At 63.5% G+C, this 20,083-nt stretch carries 19 protein-coding genes; 1 reads left to right on the top strand and 18 read right to left on the bottom strand.

Features of this window, described 5'->3' with window-relative positions:
* Positions 1-19: 19 nt before the first annotated feature.
* The 8 genes from B2V21_RS06565 to B2V21_RS06530 all read right to left on the bottom strand — a co-directional run bounded on the left by B2V21_RS06565 (position 20) and on the right by B2V21_RS06530 (position 8,120).
* A complete protein-coding gene (locus B2V21_RS06565) occupies positions 20-1,849 on the bottom strand; it encodes a S9 family peptidase (RefSeq protein ID WP_286916378.1) in 1,830 nt (609 codons plus the stop codon).
* Positions 1,815-2,975, bottom strand: a complete 1,161-nt coding sequence (gene pqqE / locus B2V21_RS06560; RefSeq protein ID WP_056845284.1) for a pyrroloquinoline quinone biosynthesis protein PqqE — start codon at positions 2,973-2,975, stop codon at positions 1,815-1,817. Before pqqE ends, B2V21_RS06565 begins: the two co-directional genes overlap by 35 nt.
* Positions 2,929-3,222 carry a pyrroloquinoline quinone biosynthesis peptide chaperone PqqD gene (gene pqqD / locus B2V21_RS06555; protein ID WP_049862451.1) on the bottom strand — a complete coding sequence of 98 codons (294 nt, stop codon included), beginning with the start codon at positions 3,220-3,222 and terminating at the stop codon, positions 2,929-2,931. The genes pqqE and pqqD overlap by 47 nt, the downstream gene beginning before the upstream one ends.
* On the bottom strand, positions 3,219-3,971 hold the full coding sequence (gene pqqC, locus B2V21_RS06550; RefSeq protein WP_049862450.1) for a pyrroloquinoline-quinone synthase PqqC: 753 nt from the start codon (positions 3,969-3,971) through the stop codon (positions 3,219-3,221). The genes pqqD and pqqC overlap by 4 nt, the downstream gene beginning before the upstream one ends.
* 129 nt (positions 3,972-4,100) lie before the next feature.
* On the bottom strand, positions 4,101-5,012 hold the full coding sequence (gene pqqB / locus B2V21_RS06545) for a pyrroloquinoline quinone biosynthesis protein PqqB (RefSeq protein ID WP_286916377.1): 912 nt from the start codon (positions 5,010-5,012) through the stop codon (positions 4,101-4,103).
* A gap of 79 nt (positions 5,013-5,091) precedes the next feature.
* Positions 5,092-5,163, bottom strand: coding sequence for a pyrroloquinoline quinone precursor peptide PqqA (gene pqqA, locus B2V21_RS06540; RefSeq protein WP_008365141.1), 72 nt, complete (start codon positions 5,161-5,163; stop codon positions 5,092-5,094).
* A 130-nt stretch (positions 5,164-5,293) separates the two neighbouring features.
* Entirely contained in the window at positions 5,294-7,747 is a 2,454-nt protein-coding gene (pqqF, locus tag B2V21_RS06535) for a pyrroloquinoline quinone biosynthesis protein PqqF (RefSeq protein WP_286916376.1), read from the bottom strand.
* 208 nt (positions 7,748-7,955) lie between these two features.
* Complete coding sequence (locus B2V21_RS06530; RefSeq protein ID WP_286916375.1) at positions 7,956-8,120, bottom strand: hypothetical protein; 165 nt, start codon at positions 8,118-8,120, stop codon at positions 7,956-7,958.
* Between the two features lie 89 nt (positions 8,121-8,209).
* Between B2V21_RS06530 and B2V21_RS06525 the strand changes: the two genes are divergently transcribed.
* On the top strand, positions 8,210-8,965 hold the full coding sequence (locus B2V21_RS06525; protein WP_286916374.1) for a hypothetical protein: 756 nt from the start codon (positions 8,210-8,212) through the stop codon (positions 8,963-8,965).
* Positions 8,966-9,243: 278 nt separating this feature from the next.
* Here B2V21_RS06525 and B2V21_RS06520 read toward each other — a convergent pair whose 3' ends face one another.
* The 10 genes from B2V21_RS06520 to B2V21_RS06475 all read right to left on the bottom strand — a co-directional run bounded on the left by B2V21_RS06520 (position 9,244) and on the right by B2V21_RS06475 (position 20,063).
* Positions 9,244-10,326, bottom strand: coding sequence for a polysaccharide biosynthesis/export family protein (locus tag B2V21_RS06520; protein ID WP_049862447.1), 1,083 nt, complete (start codon positions 10,324-10,326; stop codon positions 9,244-9,246).
* An 87-nt stretch (positions 10,327-10,413) separates the two neighbouring features.
* Positions 10,414-11,613 (bottom strand): glycosyltransferase family 4 protein, encoded by a 1,200-nt coding sequence (locus tag B2V21_RS06515; protein ID WP_056845288.1) that lies wholly within the window; start codon positions 11,611-11,613, stop codon positions 10,414-10,416.
* Complete coding sequence (locus B2V21_RS06510) at positions 11,591-12,664, bottom strand: acyltransferase family protein (protein ID WP_122743274.1); 1,074 nt, start codon at positions 12,662-12,664, stop codon at positions 11,591-11,593. The genes B2V21_RS06515 and B2V21_RS06510 overlap by 23 nt, the downstream gene beginning before the upstream one ends.
* Complete coding sequence (locus tag B2V21_RS06505; RefSeq protein WP_286916373.1) at positions 12,661-13,770, bottom strand: glycosyltransferase family 4 protein; 1,110 nt, start codon at positions 13,768-13,770, stop codon at positions 12,661-12,663. The genes B2V21_RS06510 and B2V21_RS06505 overlap by 4 nt, the downstream gene beginning before the upstream one ends.
* Before the next feature lie 115 nt (positions 13,771-13,885).
* Positions 13,886-15,166 (bottom strand): hypothetical protein, encoded by a 1,281-nt coding sequence (locus B2V21_RS06500; RefSeq protein ID WP_286916372.1) that lies wholly within the window; start codon positions 15,164-15,166, stop codon positions 13,886-13,888.
* Between the two features lie 29 nt (positions 15,167-15,195).
* A complete protein-coding gene (locus B2V21_RS06495; protein ID WP_282348083.1) occupies positions 15,196-16,467 on the bottom strand; it encodes a hypothetical protein in 1,272 nt (423 codons plus the stop codon).
* A 22-nt stretch (positions 16,468-16,489) separates the two neighbouring features.
* Positions 16,490-17,728, bottom strand: a complete 1,239-nt coding sequence (locus tag B2V21_RS06490; RefSeq protein WP_286916371.1) for a glycosyltransferase family 4 protein — start codon at positions 17,726-17,728, stop codon at positions 16,490-16,492.
* On the bottom strand, positions 17,725-18,729 hold the full coding sequence (locus B2V21_RS06485; protein WP_056845294.1) for a glycosyltransferase: 1,005 nt from the start codon (positions 18,727-18,729) through the stop codon (positions 17,725-17,727). Before B2V21_RS06485 ends, B2V21_RS06490 begins: the two co-directional genes overlap by 4 nt.
* A gap of 39 nt (positions 18,730-18,768) precedes the next feature.
* Positions 18,769-19,281: a transcription/translation regulatory transformer protein RfaH gene (gene rfaH / locus B2V21_RS06480; RefSeq protein WP_056845295.1), complete on the bottom strand. Its 513-nt coding sequence runs from the start codon at positions 19,279-19,281 to the stop codon at positions 18,769-18,771.
* On the bottom strand, positions 19,278-20,063 hold the full coding sequence (locus B2V21_RS06475; protein WP_082484745.1) for a WbqC family protein: 786 nt from the start codon (positions 20,061-20,063) through the stop codon (positions 19,278-19,280). The genes rfaH and B2V21_RS06475 overlap by 4 nt, the downstream gene beginning before the upstream one ends.
* Positions 20,064-20,083: the final 20 nt, after the last annotated feature.

Below are 20,083 nucleotides of genomic sequence, written 5' to 3'. Positions count from 1 at the left end.
CGAGCGCACCGGCACCCGTTCAGAGCAGGTCGACCAGCCCGCGGTCATCCTCCTGCATCACCTGCAGATAGAACCGCCACTCATGCTCCAGCGCATGTGCAAGGTTCGCGGCGTTGCGAAAGCCATGCCGCTCTTCGGCATAATAATGCGCCTCGACCGGTATGCCGTTGGCCTCCAACGCAGCCACCATGTCGCGGGTCTGCTGCGGCACGACCACCACGTCCAGCTCTCCCTGAAAGAAGATCACCGGCGCGGTGATTCGGTCCGCATGCAGCAGCGGCGTGCGGTCGGCGTAGCGCTGGTGGTCGATGTCCGGGTCGCCGATCAGCCAGTCCAGGTAATCGTTCTCGAACTTGTGGGTGACGCGCCCCAGAGCAGCCGGATCGCTGACCCCGTACTGGCTGGCGCCGGCGCGGAACACCTTGGCGAACGCCAGAGCGCACAACACCGTATAGCCACCCGCGCTGCCGCCACGCACGAACGCACGGTGCGGATCGATGCGGCCTTGAGCGGCCAGGTACTCGACCACAGCGCAGGCATCCTGCACGTCGGTTTCGCCCCAGCGCAGATGCAGGGCGTGTCGATAGGCGCGGCCATGGTTGCTGCTGCCGCGATAGTTGAGGTCGGCGACGGCAAAGCCGCGTTGAGTCCAGTATTGAATGCGCGGATCGAACACCGGATAGCACGCCGACGTCGGCCCGCCGTGGATGAACACCACCAGAGGCGGATGCCGCTCGTCGCTCTGTGCCGCGTAGAAGAAGCCGTGTGCCTGCTCGCCGCCGCTGGGGTAGCTGAGCGGGTGCGGCAGGCTGACCTGCTCGGCCGGCAATGGCGAATAGCCGCCCGCCAGGGTGCGTACGCTGTGGTCGTGGCGGTCGATGGCGATCACCGCCGATGGCTGCACCGGCGAGCCAGCGATGGCGTAGAGGTGATCGGCGTCTATGGCCAGCGCGCGAAAGCGGGTGTACTCGCCGGTGTAGTCCACGCATTGGCCTTGCCCATCGCACAGGCCCAGACGCCCGAAGCCTGCTTCGAACCAACTGCTCAGGTAGCCTTGATCGCTCGTCGGCAACCAGGTGCAGGCACCCAGTTGCCAAGGGGCCGCAGCGTGATCGGCCTGGGCGGCGGGCAGTGGCGCCCAGTCGTCGCCGACCTCGGCCCAGGGTTGCCAGAAGCCCTGCGCGTCGGACAGGCAGTACAGCCGCCCCTGTTCGTCGAAGCGCGGCTGCTGCAGGCTGAAACCACTGGCCACGCATTCCGGGACAGCCGCCAGTTCGCTGCACATCAGGCGCGTTTGCGTCCAAGGTTGATGGGGCCGATCCCATTCGATCCAGGCCAGGCGGGTGCCGTCCGGGCTCAGCGCCGGTGATGCGTAGAAGTCGGCGCCTTCGGCCAGCACGCGATGGCGCTCGCTGGCCAGGTCGATGGCCACCAGACGATGGGTGTCGCCGTCTTCCTCCACCGCCAATACCTGGCCTGCGGCATATTCCAGCCCTCCGTAGCGCATCTGGCCGAAGCTCAAAGGCTGCGGCAGGCCACCGGTCACCGGCTGACGGTACAGCTGCTGGTCGGCCTCGTTGACGAACACCAGTTCGTCATTCGCCAGGCAGAACGAGCCACCACCGTATTCGTAGACGCGGCTGCGCACGCTGTAACCGATGGGTGTCAGGCACGTTGCTATGCCGTCGTGCTCGGTCCACACACGGCAGGCGCCATCCTGGGGGCGGAACTCGTTCCAGAACACGCCGGCGGGGCCGACCCGAAGCTCGGCGAAATCGGTCCCGGCGGCGACGGCCTGGGAGGCGCTGAAGCGGTCATGCTTTGGCGATGATGCGAGAGTTTCGTTCATTGCGGAAGGCCAGTTGTTCGATCGTCTGGGTGGCGTGTTCCGCTTCTTCGCGAGCCCGCAGAATCACGCCATGGTGGGGTGACTTGCTGCACACCGGGTCAGCATTGGCAGCGTCCCCGGTCAGCATGAAGGCCTGGCAGCGGCAGCCACCGAAGTCCTTCTCTTTCTCGTCGCACGAGCGGCAAGGCTCGGGCATCCAAGCATAGCCGCGGAAGCGATTGAAGCCAAAGGAGTCGTACCAGATGTGTTGCAGGCTGTGATCACGAACGTTGGGGAATTCCACAGGCAACTGACGCGCGCCGTGACAGGGCAGAGCGGTGCCGTCGGGGGTCACGGTGAGGAAAATGCTGCCCCAACCGTTCATGCAGCCCTTGGGGCGCTCTTCGTAGTAGTCGGGCGTGACGAAGATCAGCTTGCAGGCGCTGCCGGCCGCTTCCAGCTTGGCGCGGTACTCGTTGGTGATACGCTCGGCGCGTACCAGTTGCTCACGGGTGGGCAGCAGGCCCGCACGGTTCAGCTCGGCCCAGCCGTAGAACTGGCAGGTGGCGAGTTCGACGAAGTCGGCCTCCAGAGCCACGCATAGCTCGATGATGCGGTCAATCTTGTCGATGTTGTGCCGATGGGTGACGAAGTTGAGCACCATCGGATAGCCATGGGCCTTCACCGCACGGGCCATTTCCAGCTTCTGCGCGAAGGCTTTCTTCGAGCCGGCCAGCAGGTTATTAACCTGCTCGTCGCTGGCCTGAAAGCTGATCTGGATGTGATCCAGGCCGGCGGTCTTGAAGTCGGCGATCTTCTGCTCGGTCAGGCCGATGCCCGAGGTGATCAGGTTGGTGTAGAACCCCAGCCGCCGGGCTTCGCCGATCAGTTGTGCAAGATCCTGACGCACCAGCGGTTCACCACCGGAAAAACCGATCTGGGCCGCGCCCATCTCGCGGGCTTCGGCCATCACCTTGAACCACTGCTCGGTACTCAATTCCTTGCCTTGGGCTGCGAAGTCCAGGGGGTTGGAGCAGTACGGGCATTGCAGCGGGCACCGGTAGGTCAGCTCCGCCAGCAGCCAAAGCGGCAGGCCGACTTCAGGCGTGGGTGGCAGGCTGGGCAAGTTCGATCCAGTGCTGTGCACGGGCGACCTCCATGAATTGCTCGATGTCCTCGGCCAGTTCGGGCACGCCGGGAAACTGTTCTTCGAGCTGGGCGATGATAGTGGCCACACTGCGCTGACCATCGATCAGCCCGCCGATGGCGCTGGCACTCTCGTTGAGTTTGATCATGCCTTCGGGGTAGAGCAGCACATGGCCTTTCTGCGCGGGCTCGTATTGGAAACGGTAGCCTTGGCGCCATTTCGGCGTGCTTTGACGGTCGAAGCTCATAGGGCGATCCCCTTATGCCAGACGCGCTGGTCGGTGACGCTGTGATAGGGCGGGCGGTTCAGCTCGTAGGCCATGCTCATGGCATCGAGCATGCTCCACAGGATGTCGAGCTTGAACTGCAGGATTTCCAGCATACGCTGCTGGCCTTCGACCGTCGTGTAGTGCTGCAGGGTGATGCTCAAGCCGTGCTCCACATCGCGCCGGGCCTGGCCCAGGCGGGTGCGGAAGTATTCGTAGCCGGCCGGGTCGATCCACGGGTAGTGGGCGGGCCAGCTGTCCAGGCGCGACTGATGGATCTGTGGTGCGAACAGTTCGGTCAACGAGCTGCTGGCCGCTTCCTGCCAGTTGGCCCGCCGCGCGAAGTTGACGTAGGCGTCCACGGCGAAACGCACGCCGGGCAGGACCAATTCCTGGGAGCGCAACTGGTCGGGATCCAGGCCCACGGCCTGGCCCAGGCGTAGCCAGGCTTCGATGCCGCCGTCTTCGCCAGGGGCACCATCGTGGTCGAGCAGGCGCTGGATCCACTCGCGACGAATCTCGCGGTCCGGGCAATTGGCCAGGATGGCGGCATCCTTGAGGGGGATGTTGACCTGATAGTAGAAGCGGTTGGCAACCCAGCCCTGAATCTGCTCACGGGTCGCGCGGCCTTCGTACATCGCCACGTGATAGGGGTGGTAGATGTGGTAATAAGCACCCTTGGCACGCAAGGCCTGCTCGAACTCGGCGGGGGTCATGGGGGTGTCGGACATGGTGGTTCTCCCGGGGAATGTGTTGTCAGTGCCGGCCTCTTCGCGGGCAGAGACCCGCTCCCACAGAGTTTGATTCAGCCCCTGTGGGAGCGGGTCTCTGCCCGCGAAGAGGCCCTCCCTGACACGCCGCTACAACTCGATGCTCATCCCATCGAACGCCACTTCGACACCGCGCCGGGCCAGTTCGGCCCGCTGTGGCGAGTCTTCGTCCAGGATCGGGTTGGTGTTGTTGATGTGGATCAGCACCTTGCGCTGGCGCGGCAGCCCTTCGAGCACTTCGAGCATGCCGCCCGGGCCGTTCTGCGCCAGATGGCCCATTTCGCGTCCGGTGCGGGTGCCAACACCGCGTCGCTGCATTTCGTCATCATCCCAGAGGGTGCCGTCTACCAATAGACAGTCCGCGTCCGCCATGCGTTCGAGCAGGGCATCGTCCACCTGGCCCAGACCCGGCGCATAGAACAACGTGCCACCGGTACGGGTGTCTTCCACGATCAAACCCAAGTTGTCACCCGGATGCGGGTCGAAACGGTGGGGCGAGTAGGGCGGCGCGGCGCTGCGCAACGGCAGAGGGGTAAAACGCAGGTTCGGACAGGCCGGAATCACGAAGCTGCCTGTAAGTTCGATGCGTTGCCAGTCCAGTCCGCCATTCCAGTGGCTGAGCATGTTGAACAGCGGAAAACCGGTGCTCAGGTCCTGATGCACCATGTCGGTACACCAGACCTGATGCGGGCAGCCTTCGCGCAGGCTGAGCAGGCCGGTGGTGTGATCGATCTGGCTGTCGAGCAGGACGATGGCTTGTATCCCGGTGTCACGCAGGGCACGGCCCGGCTGCATGGGCGCAAAGCTCTGCAGTTGCGCACGGATGTCCGGCGAGGCGTTGCACAGCACCCAGTTCACCCCGTCGGCGGACAGGGCAATGGACGATTGCGTGCGCGCATGGGCACGCAGGCTGCCATCGCGAAAGCCACTGCAATTGGTGCAGTTGCAGTTCCACTGGGGAAAGCCGCCGCCGGCGGCGGAGCCGAGAATCTGGATATGCATGGAGAACTCGCAGCATCAAGCCTGGAAATGAAAACGCCCCGGTCATTGGCTGGCCGAGGCGTTGCGTTGCAACTGAAGCTTAGCGGCTGGCGAAGTACATGGTGACTTCGAAGCCGATGCGCAGATCAGTGTAAGCAGGTTTGGTCCACATAAGAGATCTCCTTCTGGGTTGATGGGCTTGTAGCATTAGTCCGCCCCGACCGTAGGACGTTCAATGCTCCTTGGGGCGCTATGTTACTAAATAAGAAAGCCGCCTATGGGTATTTATTCGATAAAGTCCGTTACCTGCCCGGTAACGATCGCTGGGCCGGCACCCACGAAGGCTCCAGCGCAGGTCCCGTCGCCAGGCACAGCCAGCCGCCGGTGCCGCTGGCCAATTGCTGCGCGGCTTGGTGCAGATCGCCCGGGCGCAGCTCGCGCACGGCTCGCTGCAGGGCACTCAGGTAGTCGGCACCATGGCCGGCCTGACAGGCTTGCCAGAGCAACTCGGCCAAGGGCAGCAGGTCCATCTGCGAGCGCTCGTGGCGACTGGCGAGCTCTTCGCGCTGAGTGTCCAGCGCAGCGGGTTTCAGGGTATCGATCAGGGTTGGCAGGGTTTCGATGAAGGTCTGCACATGGCCCAGGATATCGGCCAGCGGTGCCTGGGGCGACTGGACACCGAACACCAGACCCGTACGGCCAGCCATCTGGCGCAGGCCACTGAACACGGCGTAGCCCAATTGCAGCTCGACGCGCATGCGCTGGTAGAACGAGGTCTGGCACAGCTGCGCCAGCAGGCGCCAGGCGGCTTCGTCGGCGATGCTCTGGCTCGGCACCGGGCAGAACAACAGCAGCGCCTGTTCGCTCGACTGGCAGGGCACATGACTCCAGCTCCGCCCCGATTGAGCCGGATGCGGTTGAGCCCGCTGCGGGCTGGCGGTGCCGGGCATCTTGCGCAACGCATTGTTCAGGGCGCTGCGTTCACCGTCGTTCATGCCGACGGCCAGGCCGTCCCAGCGCGCTGCGCCCCACAGCTTCTGCAAGGCCAGTGGGCGCAGGTCTTCGTCGGAGGTGCGGCTGTGGAAATAGCCCAGGCTGTGGTCGGGCAGGCGCTTGAGCAGTTCCTTGATGGGGGTCAGGGTGGTACTGGCGGATTCCTGCCCGGCCTGGTGCCAGACCTCCGGGGCCGGTATGGCCAGCAGCTCCAGGGCTTGCTCCAGCAGCGCCGGGATGGGCGCCTGCACGCCGCTCAGCTTGAGTTGCCAGTCGTCGCCCAGGCTGCTGAAGACCATCTGCACACCGGCCTGGCGTGCTTCTTCGGTGAGTTTGCGCAGGCTGTCCCGCAACGTACGGAACAGTCCCTGATGGCGCGAGGCATTGACCCGCCAGCGCAGGTACAGAGCGGCTTCATGGCTGTGCGCCGAAGCGCCGTCCCGATAGGCCAGACCTTGCGGATCCGGTACGGGATGGTCCGGGCGGCGGCTGGGGCGCAGAAAGCGGTTGCGCGGCGGCAGTCGCCAGCGACCGGCCAGGTCGCGTTCCGGACCGGCTGCCAGTGGATGCAACAGATGCTCGGGACGCAGGTGTTCGAGAATCTCGCGCAACGCCTGCAGGGCCTGTCGGCTCAACTCGCACGGCGTTTCATCGCTGTGGTGGCGAGCCAGCTCCAAGGCGCTGGCGACCTGCAAGCGGCGCTCGTTGAGCAGGCGGAATTCCTCGCGCAGGCCTTGCCAGTCGTCGTGCGCCTGGAAGAACTCCAGCCAATCGAAGCACAGCTGGCCGATCAGCGCGGTCGCCGTTTCGCCTGCTGGCGTGAGCTTGAATTCGATATTGATCAGGGCCTGGTCGGCGAAGGTATAGAACGTGCTCAGTTCCAGGGTCTGCACCAGTTGCCGACGGCGCAGCTCGGCCAACAAGCCGCCGTGCTGGCTGGCGCCCAGCCAGGTGGCGAGGAACTCCAGGGCCTGGGTGGCGCCGCGGGGCAGGTTTTCGCAGGCGAACAGCAGGTTGAAACGGCCTTTGTCCGGCGGCTCGACCGCTTCGCTCGGCGTGCCCACCAGCGGTGGCGGGGCGATCTGTTCGGCGGTGTCGCCGGGGCGCAGCGCACCCGCCGCTTTTTCTGCCATGGCACCCAGCTGCTCCAGCGGTTGCGGGCCGACCAGGCACAGGGTCATCTGTCCGGTCTGGTAGAAGCGCCGGTAGAAGCTGCGCAGGTCCTGCTGGAACGAATCGCGCGGTACCGGCAGGCTGTAGCGATTGCCGGCGTGGAAGGCCCGCAGCGGATGCTCGGCGTCCAGCGCGCTGGTCAACCATTGCTGGTGGCGCGCCTCGGGGTCGCGCGACCAGGCGACGAATTCGGCGTGCAGCACTTCGCGTTCGCGCAGTTGCTCGGCCTGGGTCATGCGCGGATGACCAAGCATGTCGCACAGACGTTCCAGCGCACCGGCGAAGGCATTCACCGGCACTTCGAAGAAATAGTCGGTGCACCGCTCGCGGGTGCTGGCGTTGATCTGCCCGCCGTGGTTCTGCACGAAGGCCATCAGCCCGTGGTCGCCGCTGTGGCGTTCGGTGCCGAGAAAGAACAGGTGTTCAAGGAAATGGGCCAGACCAGGCCAGGCGGCGGGTACGTCGTGGCTGCCCGCGGCAACGCGCATGAAGGCGGCGGCACGCTTGAGACGTGGCTCATGATGCAGGCGCACGTGCAGGCCGTTGTCCAGCACCACGTGTTCGGCGGCCGGCAGTGAAGGTTGAGGCATGTCAATTCCCTTTGAGCGGTCAGGCTGTAGGGCGTAATCGTAGCGGATTTGGGGGTAGGCGGGGGAGCCGTTCGCACTGGGATTTTCCAGACGAAACGAGCTTTTTTGCGGATTGCGGAGAAATACACATCTTGGGAGGCGATGTGGCGGCCGCCGACATGAACCGGCACCGCCAGACCACGGTCTTCAACTCAGCTCACAGACAGGCTCAAGCCTTGTCATCCTGCTCGTCCTGCTGCTCGTTGTCGTGCTTGAGCGCCGGCTTCATGCCTGGCTGTGGCGCGTGCTCGGCGTTGGGTGCGATCTCTTCGCCGTGGTTCTTCTTTTCCTGCTGGACTTTCTTGTCGTGGGCAACGTTGCGTGGGTCAGTCATGGGAATTCCTGGTGTGGGCAGATGATTCGAATACCCGTCGACGCGAAACGCTGGCAATGAGCGCCCGGGCAAGACTTGGAGTGGAGCGCTTGCCCAAGCGTTCAGTGCGTCTGATCGCTAGTAGCAGGCTGATTCAAAACGTTACCGACCTGCAGGCCAGGAACGACGCTGGCCCGAACGATGAGCGAGCTCAAGCTGGAGGGTTCAGAGTCCCCCTTGCGCGCAAATTTCAGGATTGGATTCGGTTAGCATCAAGGTTTGACACTGCTCTAGGAGCGAGCTTGAAAAAATATCAGGTAGATTCGATTCAGGTCTGGGACGACTTCGAGCACGCGGGAACACGTTACGCCATGGGCCATTTGTCATGCCATGCGGTAATGTTCAAAGGCGAAAAGCTTTCGCCGGAATTTGTGGTTACCTACGGACTGCATTGCTTCACCGATGACAACAGCGAGTACGCCATAGCCTTTGCATACCCCGATGGTCGGCACGAACGCAGGGTATGTCTGGAACGCTATGAAGCGTCCAAGAAACTCAGGGGCTTACTGGAAAAGCTTGATCAAGGCGCCCTTATTCATCAAACCAGGGATGAGCGCTTCTTTACGATGAAGATGCTCAACAGTGCTACCGGCAAGCTTGAGCTCTACAAGATCTGTCTGGCTTTTTTTCACGAGCACCGGCTATTGAGAATGCACGTGACCAGTGCATTTTTCGCCCGTAGGGGTGAAGGCGTCGACTTCCCAGTCAACAGGAAGGGTTTCAATATCTTCAAGATCGCAATGCAGACCAGAAGCAAACCTAAGGGGCTGTGTCCCAAAGAGGTCAGAAATCGACACAAGAAATGACCAGGCCAGAAACAGCGATCCCCTCTCGAGGAGGGGATCTCAGCTACCGAACAGCGTGCGTTGCGGTAGGGCAGGTCGCTGTCGCCTCGTCATGGACGAACTGCTTTGCAGCAGCAGCGGGGTGCGATCCGAAGATCCCTGTAACCACCCTGAGCGCGACCAGGTCGCAAAATAAGTATGCAAGGATCGGCAAGCGTACACAAGCCATTCAGCACTCTGGACGTACCCAGCCAGAAATCAACCGTTGTGCACGTACTTCATAGTGGTTTCTCGCCCGATCACTGACTCAGCGCATTGCCAGTAGCGACCACGGACGCCGAGGGCAGCAGTTGGCTGATGAAGCGGTTCCAGCGGGTGATGTCCGAAGGGCCGACGAACACGACGTCCGAGGCTTGCAGGTCGAACTGGCGGGCGAGCAGGAAAGCGGTTGGCTTCTTGGCGTTGAGGTAGAACACCGTGGCGGGTTGCTGGGCGCGCTCCTGGGCGCCGCGGATCACGTAGATGGCCTCGGCGTTGGCGGTTTCCTGGGACAGGCCGCCGGCGTTGCCCAGCGCTTCGAGCAGGGTGAAGGTGCTGGTGCCGTAGGTCATCACCTGGGGCGAATTGACTTCGCCGAGCACGTAGACCTTGTTCGCCCGGTTGTTGCCCAGGTGCAGCTGGTCGCCGTTCTTCAGGTAGATGCCGTTGAGCTTGGAATCCTTGCGGTTCAGGGTGTCGATGTCGAGCAGGTACTCGTGACCGTCGCGCTTGAGGATCAGCCCGGCCAGGTTGCCGCTGCCATCGTCGCCACCGGCACGGCTGACCGCTTCGATCAGCGACAACGGCACGTTGTTCAGCACCTGGGGACCTGCGTTCTTGAACGAGCCGGAAAACACCACGCGCTGGCTGGCGTAGTTCTGCACGTTGACGTCCACCTGGGTGTCGGTCAGGTAGCGCGAGAGGGCGCGTTGCAGGTCATTGCGCAGTTCGCTGACGGTCTTGCCTTCGGCCTGGATGGAGTTGATGAACGGGTAATACACGGTGCCGTCGTTGCGCACGATCTGCGTGCCCTGGGCGCGCGGTTCCTGGTTGGTCGGCGAGTTCAGCTCGACGTGGTCCCAGACGGTGATCTGCAGACCGTCGCCGGCGCCGATGCGGTAGTCGCCTGGCTTGTAGGCATACAGCGCGGCCGGTACGGGTTCGGGCCGGTACTGGTTCTGATGCTGGGCGACGGTCTGCGCGTTGATCGGCAGGACCGTGACCGGTCCGGTTTCGCCGATGTCATCGGCGGCATCCTCGGGCGTCATGTGTTGCCCTGGGGAAAACACACATCCTTGCAGCAGCACGGCGAACAACGCGACTACGAATACAGTTCGTTTCATTGCAATCTTCCTTGGAGAATCGGACTTCTCACACGGTATTTGGGAGGTTCGGAACAGCGGTGTGGCGGTGAAGTCTTTTCGTGTGGCCTAGAGCTTCTGGGCCGCGGCGAGCAGCAGACCGGCGTCGGCCAGGCCCAATACGGGGTTGCAATCGAAGGCGTCACCCAGGCGCGCCTCGTTCCAGCGGTTCTCGACGAACTGGCGCATTTCCCGTTCGAAGCGCTTTTCCGCGAATTGCAGGGCGTTCTCGCGGCAGGCGCGGGGGTTGAAACGCGATGCCTGGCTTTCGAACGTCTCGATGGCGGCGGTGAGCGCCGCCACGGTCTGCTGGTAATAGAACACCCCGGTAGGGTTGTCCTCGTTGAGCCCGCGTACGGTTTCCAGGGTGCCGCCGCGGCCGAAGGCGATCACCGGCGTGCCGCAGGCCTGGGCTTCCACCGGGCTGATGCCGAAATCCTCTTCGGCAGCGAAGACGAAGCCGCGGGCGTTCTGCATGTGCTCGCGCAGCACTTCGAACGACTGGTAGCCCATCAGCGTGACGTTGGGGCCGCACACCGCACGGCACTTGTCCATTTCCGGGCCGTCGCCGATGACGATCAGGCGCTTGTCGGGCATGGCGCTGAACGCCTCGACCATCATCGGCACCTTCTTGTACGGCACCATGCGCTGGGCGGTCAGGTAGAAGTCCTGCTTCTCGGTCTGCAGGTTGAAACCGGTGGTATCGACCGGCGGATAGATCACGGTCGAGGGACGGCGATAGGCCTTGTCGATGCGTCGGCCGATGAACTGCGAGTTGCTGATGAACTCGTCGACACCGGCGGCGGTGCGCTGGTCCCACATGCGCATGTAATGCAGGATCATCCGTGCCACCTTGCTCTTGATACCGGCCAGCAGATTGGCCTCGCGCAGGTACTGGTGCTGCAGGTCCCACGCATAGCGGATGGGCGAATGCACGTAGCTGATGTGCAACTGGTTGGGGCCGGTCAGTACGCCCTTGGCCACCGCGTGGCTGCTCGACAGGATCAGGTCGTAGCCGGACAGGTCCAGTTGCTCGATGGCCATGGGCATCAAGGGCAGGTATTTCTGGTAGCGCGTACGGGCCTTGGGCAGGCGCTGGATGAAAGTGGTGGTGGCACGCTTGCCGCCCAGGTGCACGCGATCTTCGTCGCTGAGAAAGTCGATGACCGAGAACAGATCGGCGTCGGGCCAGATCTTGAGCATCGAGGCCAGGACCTTTTCGGCACCGGCGTAGGTGACAAGCCAATCATGGACGATTGCTATTTTCATAGGGCACCTGCAGTTCGGGAATGAGGGGCGCTCTGGGACGAGCACGGGTGTTGAGTCGTTTGCTCAACTGGATAAAAGGCAGTTCGACGAGGCGATAGCTCACGTGTGCGGCCAGCAGCGACAGCGCGGTGGCAAGCAAGGTGACCGACAACGAACGACCGGGAACGCCCAGCAAGTAACGGCACAACAGCTCCATGCTCGGGTGCAGCAGGTACAGTGAATAACTGATGGTGCCCAGCCACAGCAACAACGGTTGATGCAGGCGAATGCGCTGGGTCAGCAGCATGAAGCTGCTGATGGCCAACAGGTAGGTGAAGCAGTAGCGAAACCAGTACTCGCCGTTGCCGGCATCGAAGCCGTAGGCGGCGTAGAAGGTCGGCGGCAGGGCCACGGCATAGGCCAGCAGCAGGCCTTTCACGCAGCGCCGCACCTGGGCATCGGCCTGGCCGAGCAGGCAGTCGCGCCAGATCGAACCGAACAGCATCAGCGACAGGCCCAGCGGCAAGGCCACCGGCAGCTTGCGTTCGAGCAGCATGCGCATCATGCCCATGCCCACCGCAGCGGCCAGCAGGGCCAGGGCACAGGCGGCGCGGAAGCCGGTGCTGCGCAGGCGACCGATCAGCATCAGGCCCAGGCACAGCGCATAGAACAGCCACTCGATGAACAGCGTCCAGTACAGCCCCATCACGTCTTCGACGCCCATGGCCGCCTGCAGCATGGTGACGTTGGCCACTACGCGCTGCCAGGTCGGCAGGGTTTCACCGGTCAGTGCCAGCATGCTGATGTACAGCGCCAGCGACAGCCAATAGGCCGGGTACAGGCGCAGCACCCGCGAGACGATGAAGCGACGTGCGCCGCCGGGGCCAGGGTGCAGGCTGAACGGGATCACCACACCGCTGAGCAGAAAGAACCAGATGACGCCCAGCTTGCCGATGTCCAGCCAGAAATGCGGCAGCGCACCGGGGCCCAGCAACGGCTGCCACAAGTGACAGACCACCACCAGCAGGGCGGCAATGCCGCGCAAGGCATCCAGATACCCCAGGCGAGTCATGAGTGCTCCTTGCCGGGCGACGGCTGGGTCAATGCGGCACTGCGCGGACGTCGTGCCTGGACCGTGTCGATACGGTCGCTGATCAGCCGGGCCGACGCCTCCCAGCTGAACCGCGACACGTTCTGCAGGCCCAGGGTGCGCAGGTGCTGGCGGATGGTCAGGCTGTTCAAGGCCAGCGCCATGGCCCGGCTGATGTGTTCGACGTCCAGTGGATCGAAGTACAGCGCGCTGGACTGCAGCACCTCGGGGATCGAGGCGGCATTGGCCGCCAGCACCGGGCAACCGCACGCCTGCGCTTCGAGCGGCGGAATGCCGAAGCCTTCGTACAGCGAAGGAAACACGAAAGCCGCCGCGCCCTGGTATTGCTCGATCAACTGGGCGTCGGTCAGGCGCCCGAGAAAGCGCACCCGTGGATCGCTGTTGGCCAGGGCTTCCAGGTTCGGGTCGGAAAACACCGCGCCGCCGCCACCGACGATGCGCAATTCCACCTGCTCGAAGCCCTTGAGCTGCAGGAACGCCTGGATCATGCGGCTGAAGTTCTTGTGCGCACTGGGCGAGGACACTGCCAGCAGATAGCGCGGACCGGCCTGCAACGGTTCACCGGGTTGAAATTCTTCACCCACGGCGTTGGGCACCACGAGGATCTTCTGCGCCGGAAAATCGTAGAACTCGCCGATCTCGCGCTTGGAAAACTGGCTGACGGTGATCAATGTCTTCAGACGCTTGAGCAACAGCGGCGTCATCAGCCGATAGGCCGTGCGGAACTGCCAGGTGTAGCTCTGTGGATGACGCACGTAGGTGATGTCGTGGTGCGTGGCGATCTGATTGCCATAGAACAGCGGCGCGGTGGCGCACAACGACAGCAACAAGGGATTGCCCTGGCTGCGCAGGTAGCGCGGCAGGTCGAGCTGCTCCCACAGGTGGCCGGTACGCGTCCCTACGACCTGGGCGTCCAGCAGCCGAGCGGTCTCGTGCATGCGCACACCCGGCGAAGTGACGAACACCAGGTCGTCACGTTGACGCTTGAGGGCCAGGCAGGTCTGCTCGGCGAACCGTTGCACCCCGCGCAGCTCCTGGGTCAGAAAACGTGCATTGATGACAATCATCGGAACATCCTTGGCTCACGCGCTTGCTAGAGGTAGTGCCGCGTCCAACGGTCGCGGTCGAAGGCGGCGCAAGGTGCACCGCAATTAAGGCCCGCTCCTGCGGGCGTCGCGTTTTCTACTGGGTGAACAACCAATTGGCTTTGCCCAGGCTGATGATCTTGGGGAACTCGGAGGCGGTCACCACGGTGGTGCAGTAGTGCTCACCGCAATCCCACGGGTTCTCGCTTTCGCGCATGCCCACCCCGGCCTGGCGTGTGTCGATCAGCCGCGCGCCGCCCTGCAGCAGGGCGCTGGACTGGATCCGTACCGGCCGCGACTGACCCACTGCCCAGACCACCAGCACCTGCTCATCACCCTTGGCGAAGCGCAGTTGGTACAGCGTGTCGCTGATCACGCTGTGCTTGGCGTCGTAGCGGTACTGGGTCAGGTACGGTGCAATCGCCTTGAGCGTGGTGTACGCCGGCTTGGGGTTCAGATCGTTGTCGAGCAGGCCGAAGTTGTGTTCGCGCTCCTTGGGATCGCGGCCGTCGTTGAGCAGGTCGTACCACCACATGCCCTGGATCGCCGGATGAATCCGCGCCAGGAAAAACCCTCGCGCCAGGTACGCGGCCTGGGTGGTTTCGCTGACCCCGCAAGGCTCGTCGGCGCTGGGCCAGCTCATTTCCGTCAGGTACAACGGCACTGGGCGCTCGGCCAAGGCGTCGAGGCGGCTGGAGATGTCGCTCAGCCACTTGATCCAGCTTTCCGGGGTGTTGCCTGCATGGTCCTTGCGGCAGTGGACATACGGGTGCAGCGACAAGCCGTCCAGATCGTCCATCACACCGGCGTCTACCAGCCGGTCGGCGAAGCCTTCCTGCAGGCCCTGAGTGGTTACCGCGCCGGCCACCAGGCGCACGTCTGGGTCGTTGCTGCGCACCAGCGCGCTGGTTTCCTTGATCAGCGTGGCGTAGTCCTGGCTGAAGGCTTCGCTGGTCGGGTCTTCCAGGTCCCATTCGTTCCAGATCTCGTAGAAGTCCACCTGGCCACGCAGGCGCCGGCTGATGAAGTTCACGTAATTGGCGAAGGCATCGCGCACGAACGGGCTGCGCGGTTTCGCATCTTTTTCATACCACTGGTTGCCGTAGCCCAGGATGAGCATGTTGCCGATCTGCCGTTCGCGCAGGGCCTGCAGATAGCGCTGCCAGCCCATCGGAAAGTTCAGGCGCTTGGGCTCCAGTTCTACTGTTGACCAGAACAGGTCATCGCGGGCCGAGGTGATGCCAGCCTCTTTCATGAGCAAGGTCGGCCGTGCCACCGGCGCGCTCGAATGAAGCAGATGGGTACCGACCCCGACGATGAAAGTGTCGGCGGCCTTGGTGTTCGCATGGGTGAACAGCCCCAGCAGTAACCAAACCATACGTTGCAGCAATCTGGGCATAAAAAGGTTCACGTCAGTTGAAGGCCATCGGGGTAGTCATCACGGTTGCTGCGACGTCGCTCGGTAATCAACCACTGCACAGGCATGGCCTTGCGGCGCAGGGCATGGGCGATGGCCATGCCCAGAAAGATCCCGCAGACCGGCACTTCCAGCACGTCAGTCGTCCAGCCCACCACCACCACGCACAGGGAAATGCTCAACAGGGCGCGAGCCATCCAGCTGTTCTTGCTACGCAGTGTCATCAGCAGCGGCAGGAGCAGCGCGTAGAGCATCGGGCCCATGACGCCGAAACTGGCCCACAGGTACATGAACAGACTGTCGGCCACGGCCGGGTACTTGACGTTGTCCACGGGAAACATGTTCACCGCGCTGCCGACCATGCCCAGGCCGCCGCCCGTCCAGCTCCAGTCGCGGCGGGCCACTTCATCGGCCAGGCGCGGCCAGGTGTTGATCATGCGGTCGTACAGCGACACCAGGCTGCCTTCGGCGCCACTGGCGGCCAGGCTCGGATCCAGCGGCGTCCACAGGCCAACCAGCGGCAGCACGGCGCCCATGCCCACCAGTACGACGAAGGCCACTCGGCAGAGCAGGCGCTGGTTGTAGAACGGCATCACCAGCAACACGGCGATGAGCGCCACGGCGGTGGACTTGTTGGTGGTCACCAGAATGGTCACGAACGCCACGCCCAGCAAAGCAAGCAGCAGCACCTTGGAGCGGGTGAAGGCGCACAGATACAGGGTGAAGACCGCGGTCAGGGTGGCGGCGGTGGTCGACATCCGCGCGAAACCTGCAGGTCGGTCGATACCGTCGGCTGCCCAGGTCATGTTACCGGTCAGCTCCTGGTCGCCCAGGTTGTAGCTGTAGCCTTTCCAAGGCACCGAAAACAGGCTGTCGGCGTACACACCGAGGATGGTCGCCAGCAGGCACAGGCCGATCGCCCAGCCCAGCAGCTTGCGGCGCTGTTCCAGATGTTCCCCGCAGACCAGCCCGAACAACAGCGGAATGTAGCCGAACAGGGCGAACAGCGGGTTCACCAGGGCCGCGCCGTGGAGCATGCCCAACCCGGCCGAGACGACTAGGCCCAGCAACAGGATCCAGAACAGGCGGTGGGTCTTGAGCGTGGTCAATTCCAAGGCGAACAAGCCCACGCACAGCACCTTGGGCAGGTACAGCAAGGCCGAGATGCCGGCCTGGTCGAAGTAATAGCGCAGCGCACCGGAAAACGTCTCGACCAGCAGCAGGGCGATCGCGGTCCAGACCACCAGCGTCGACTTGTTCATCGCAAGTCGTGTCGCCGGTGCCTCAAAGCGACTGAGTGACAGGGCTGATTTCATGATGGACATTTCTTCTTTGCAGAACATCGAGGAACAGCTGTTGATAACTGTCGAGCATCCGTTCCTGGTCGAGCAGGTGCTCGACGCTGTTACGCGCCTGGGCGCCCAGGCGTTCGCGCAGCTCGGGGTCGCGGTACAGCTGCAGCATCGCCAGACCCAGGGTCTGTGGCTCGTCTGGGTTGCACAGCAGGCCGTTGACGCCGTCCTGGATGATCTCCGGCAGGCCGCCGCGGGCACTGGCGATCACCGGCACCGAGTGGGCGCAGGCTTCCACCGCCACCAGGCCGAATGGCTCGTTCCAGATCGAAGGCACGATGGCCACGTCGATCTGCCGATAGAAGCTCTCCGGCGACTGATAGCCGACGAAGTGGATGTTTTCGCCGCTGGCTTCAAGCTTGAGCACCTGCTCGTAGTCCAGCTGCCCGCGCCCGGCGATCTGCAAGGTGGCGTTGAACGGCAACCGTTTGAACTGATCGATCAGCCAGCGCAGGCCCTTGGGTTCGGACAAGGTGCCCAGGTAGCCGAAGCGCAACGGTTCGCCCTGGTCCATGCGGGTGAAACGCGACGGTGCAGGGTCGATCTTCGGGCTGGCGTTGTAGATCACCTGCTGCGAAGCGTTGCGGAAGAAGCGTGCGTCGGTGAGCTTGCCCAGCAGGTGCTGGCTGACCCCCACCACCGCGTCGACCTGGGCCGAGCGTTCGGCATGGCCCTGGCGGAAGTGCCTGCACAGCGTGCAGGGCACCTTGCAGGCGGCGTTCTTCTTGAACATGTTGCTGCTGGGGCACATCAGGTACATGTCGTGCAGCACCTGCACCAGCGGCAAACCGGAGGCGGAAATCTCGTCCCACGCCGACACCGACCAGCCACTGAGGTTGTGGCACACCACCAGGTCGACGTGCTCGGCGGCCAGCACTTCGCGCAGGTAGCTGCGCATGCCCATGTTGTACTTGTCGCGCAGATGCCAGCCCAGCCGGGCCAACGCGCCTGGGCGCTGCTCGCTGAAGTGCCAGTAGGTGTTGAGCAGCCCGGCGCGGTAGACCTTCACGCCCTTGACGTATTCATGCTTGAGGCCCGCATCGGGGCCGGTGCTCAGCACGCAGACCTGATGGCCACGCTGCTGCATGCCCTCGACCGTGCGTTGCAGAACGATTTCAGCACCGCCACCGATATGCGGCGAGTACAGGCTGCTTAGGAACAGTATCTTCATAGTGGGTAGGATTCATGAATGCCCAGACGACCCGATTCCCCGTCACGCATGGCTTGTTCGAGCAAGCCCAGGCGTCGGTCCGAACCGCTCCTTTTTGCGAAATAGCGCAGCAACAGCAGAAACACCGAGCGATTGAGCCGATACAGCAGCGTCGAGCCAGCCCACACGTGCTTGTCGAACCAGGCCTGATTGCGCGCGGTGTAATAGGCGCGCAGGTCCGAGTTGCCGAGCAGGAAGCTCTCGAAAATGTTGTTGGTGCGGGCCTTGGCATTCCACGACTCTTCCAGGTCGTCGAGCAGCGCCTCGGTCACCAGGAATATCTGCCCGCCGCTGGCGGTGATGCGCCAGGTGTATTCGGTGTCGTCGGCATACAGCAGCAGGTCTTCGAGCGGCAGGCCGATGCGCTGGAACACGCTGCGGTGCGCGAGCAGACCGCCATAGGTGGTGAAGGGCAGTTGCACCAAGGGCTTGCTGGCCGCCTTGCGCCCAGCCGGTTTTCCCCAGGGCGTACGCCGCCACAGCTTGTAGGGCAGTTGGGCAATGTGGAAACCGAAGCAGCTGGAGCGCAACTGGATCGCATAGCGATGCGGCACTCCGGCGGCGATGTCGGCCTGGTGGTTGGGGCGAAAACCGATCACGGCCGCCTTGTCCACGCCCACGATGCGCTCGCACTCGTGCAGCCGCTGGTGCAGGGTCTCGACAGCGCCGAGGGTGGGTGCATTGTCGTCGTCCATTAGCCACAGGTATTCAGCGCCCTGTTGCAACGCCGCCTCGATACCGACCTTGTAGCCATTGGCCGAACCGGTGTTGCTGGGCAGCTCGATCACGGTGATCTGGGTCGGCCATTGCGTGCGCAACGAGTTCAGATCGGCGCGCGACGCGTTGCTCACCACCACCACCCGTTCGATGTGTGCAGAGGCCAGCGAACGCTCGATCAGCGCTTCGAGGTAACAAAGGCGGTCGCCGTACGTCAGTGTCACCAGGGTGGTCTTGGCATTCATCGAACTACTCTCCTGAAGCATCGTATGTCTGTGCGCCGCTCAGCAGGCGTGCGCGGTAAGCCGCTGCAGGCTGCTGCGCGGCAGGCTGATACGCTGCTCGCGTTGCAGCAGGTTGAGCAGGATCACGGCGCGTTCGTCGCCGTCCTCGCAGAGGAAAATGGCCTGCACTTCACTGTCGCCGGTGCGCACTCGCACCGCTTCGCCTTCGGTGAAACGCACCGCGTTCGCGGCGCTTGCCTGGGTGCGCTGGCGAATGCTGGCGATCAGGCTGTCCGGTACCGGGCACGGCATGCCGCCGAAGGCGACGACGCGGCACACGCCACGGGTGGAGCGGATCGGGTACCAGTTGTCGTTGCAGTCCAGGCGGATGAACAGGTAGCCGGGGAACAAATCCTCGTCGGCCACGCGGCGGCTGCGGGTCAGGGCAGGGGCGGCGCGCAGCGGGCGAAAGCACTCGTATTGCTGACGCAGCAGATGTTCTTCGGCACGGGCTTCCTGCCGCGGTTTGGTCTGGATCAGGTACCAGTTGGCATTGCTGTCGAAGTCGTTCATGAGCGCATCTCGATGGCGTGGACGGAAGGACTGGTGGCCACCCTGCGGGTGTCCTGTGCAGCGCTCGGCTTGAGCGTGCTGTAGCACGGCAGCCATTGGCGAATCCGTGATACGGGGTTGAACATCAGCACGTCGATGATCGACAGGTTGGGCACGAACGGGTCTTTGAACTGTGTGTAGCAAAGCTCGTCCATGCGGTGGAAGCGCAGCTCCAGGTCGTGGCGGGCGAAGTACTCTTCGTCGTACAGCGCCGTGCCGCCGATAGGATTGAGGTAGCGCTGCGCGCCGAAGTGGCGGGCCAGCTTCACCACGCGGTCCTGCTTGTCCTGCACCTGGCGCTCGTCCACCGGCAGGGTGGAGGCGACGTGGATCGGCGTGTCGATCTGCAGGTATTCGCAGACCTTGCGCAGCGAGTACTCCAGGTACAGCGCCAGGTTGCGTTCCGGGCAGGTCATCAGCGGCTTGAGCAGCGCCAGCACGTCGTCGCGGTAAGGCGCCCGGGAGTAGCTCATGGCAATCGTCTTGAGCAGCTTGCCCAGCACCTGCGGGGCACTGTCGCTGAGCTCGCGCTGGTTGATCGCCAGGTCCGAGCGGTCCTTCTTCAGCGGCAAGGTGAACAGGGCCGGCGCGCCACAGCTCAGCAGCCGGTTGCGGTTGACCCAACCCGGATGTACGTACTGCAGGTTGTCGCCGAGCACAAAGGCATCGGCGCCGGCGATCAGCTGGAAATAGCCGAAATAGGGAAACCAGTAAGGCTGCATCATTGCAACGGTGCGGGGCATCGGGAGACTCCTGCCTGGAT

Origin of the sequence: Pseudomonas sp. UBA6276, from assembly GCF_002438365.1 — a bacterium.
Lineage (GTDB): Bacteria > Pseudomonadota > Gammaproteobacteria > Pseudomonadales > Pseudomonadaceae > Aquipseudomonas > Aquipseudomonas coleopterorum.
This window is presented reverse-complemented; position numbering and strand designations above follow the sequence as displayed.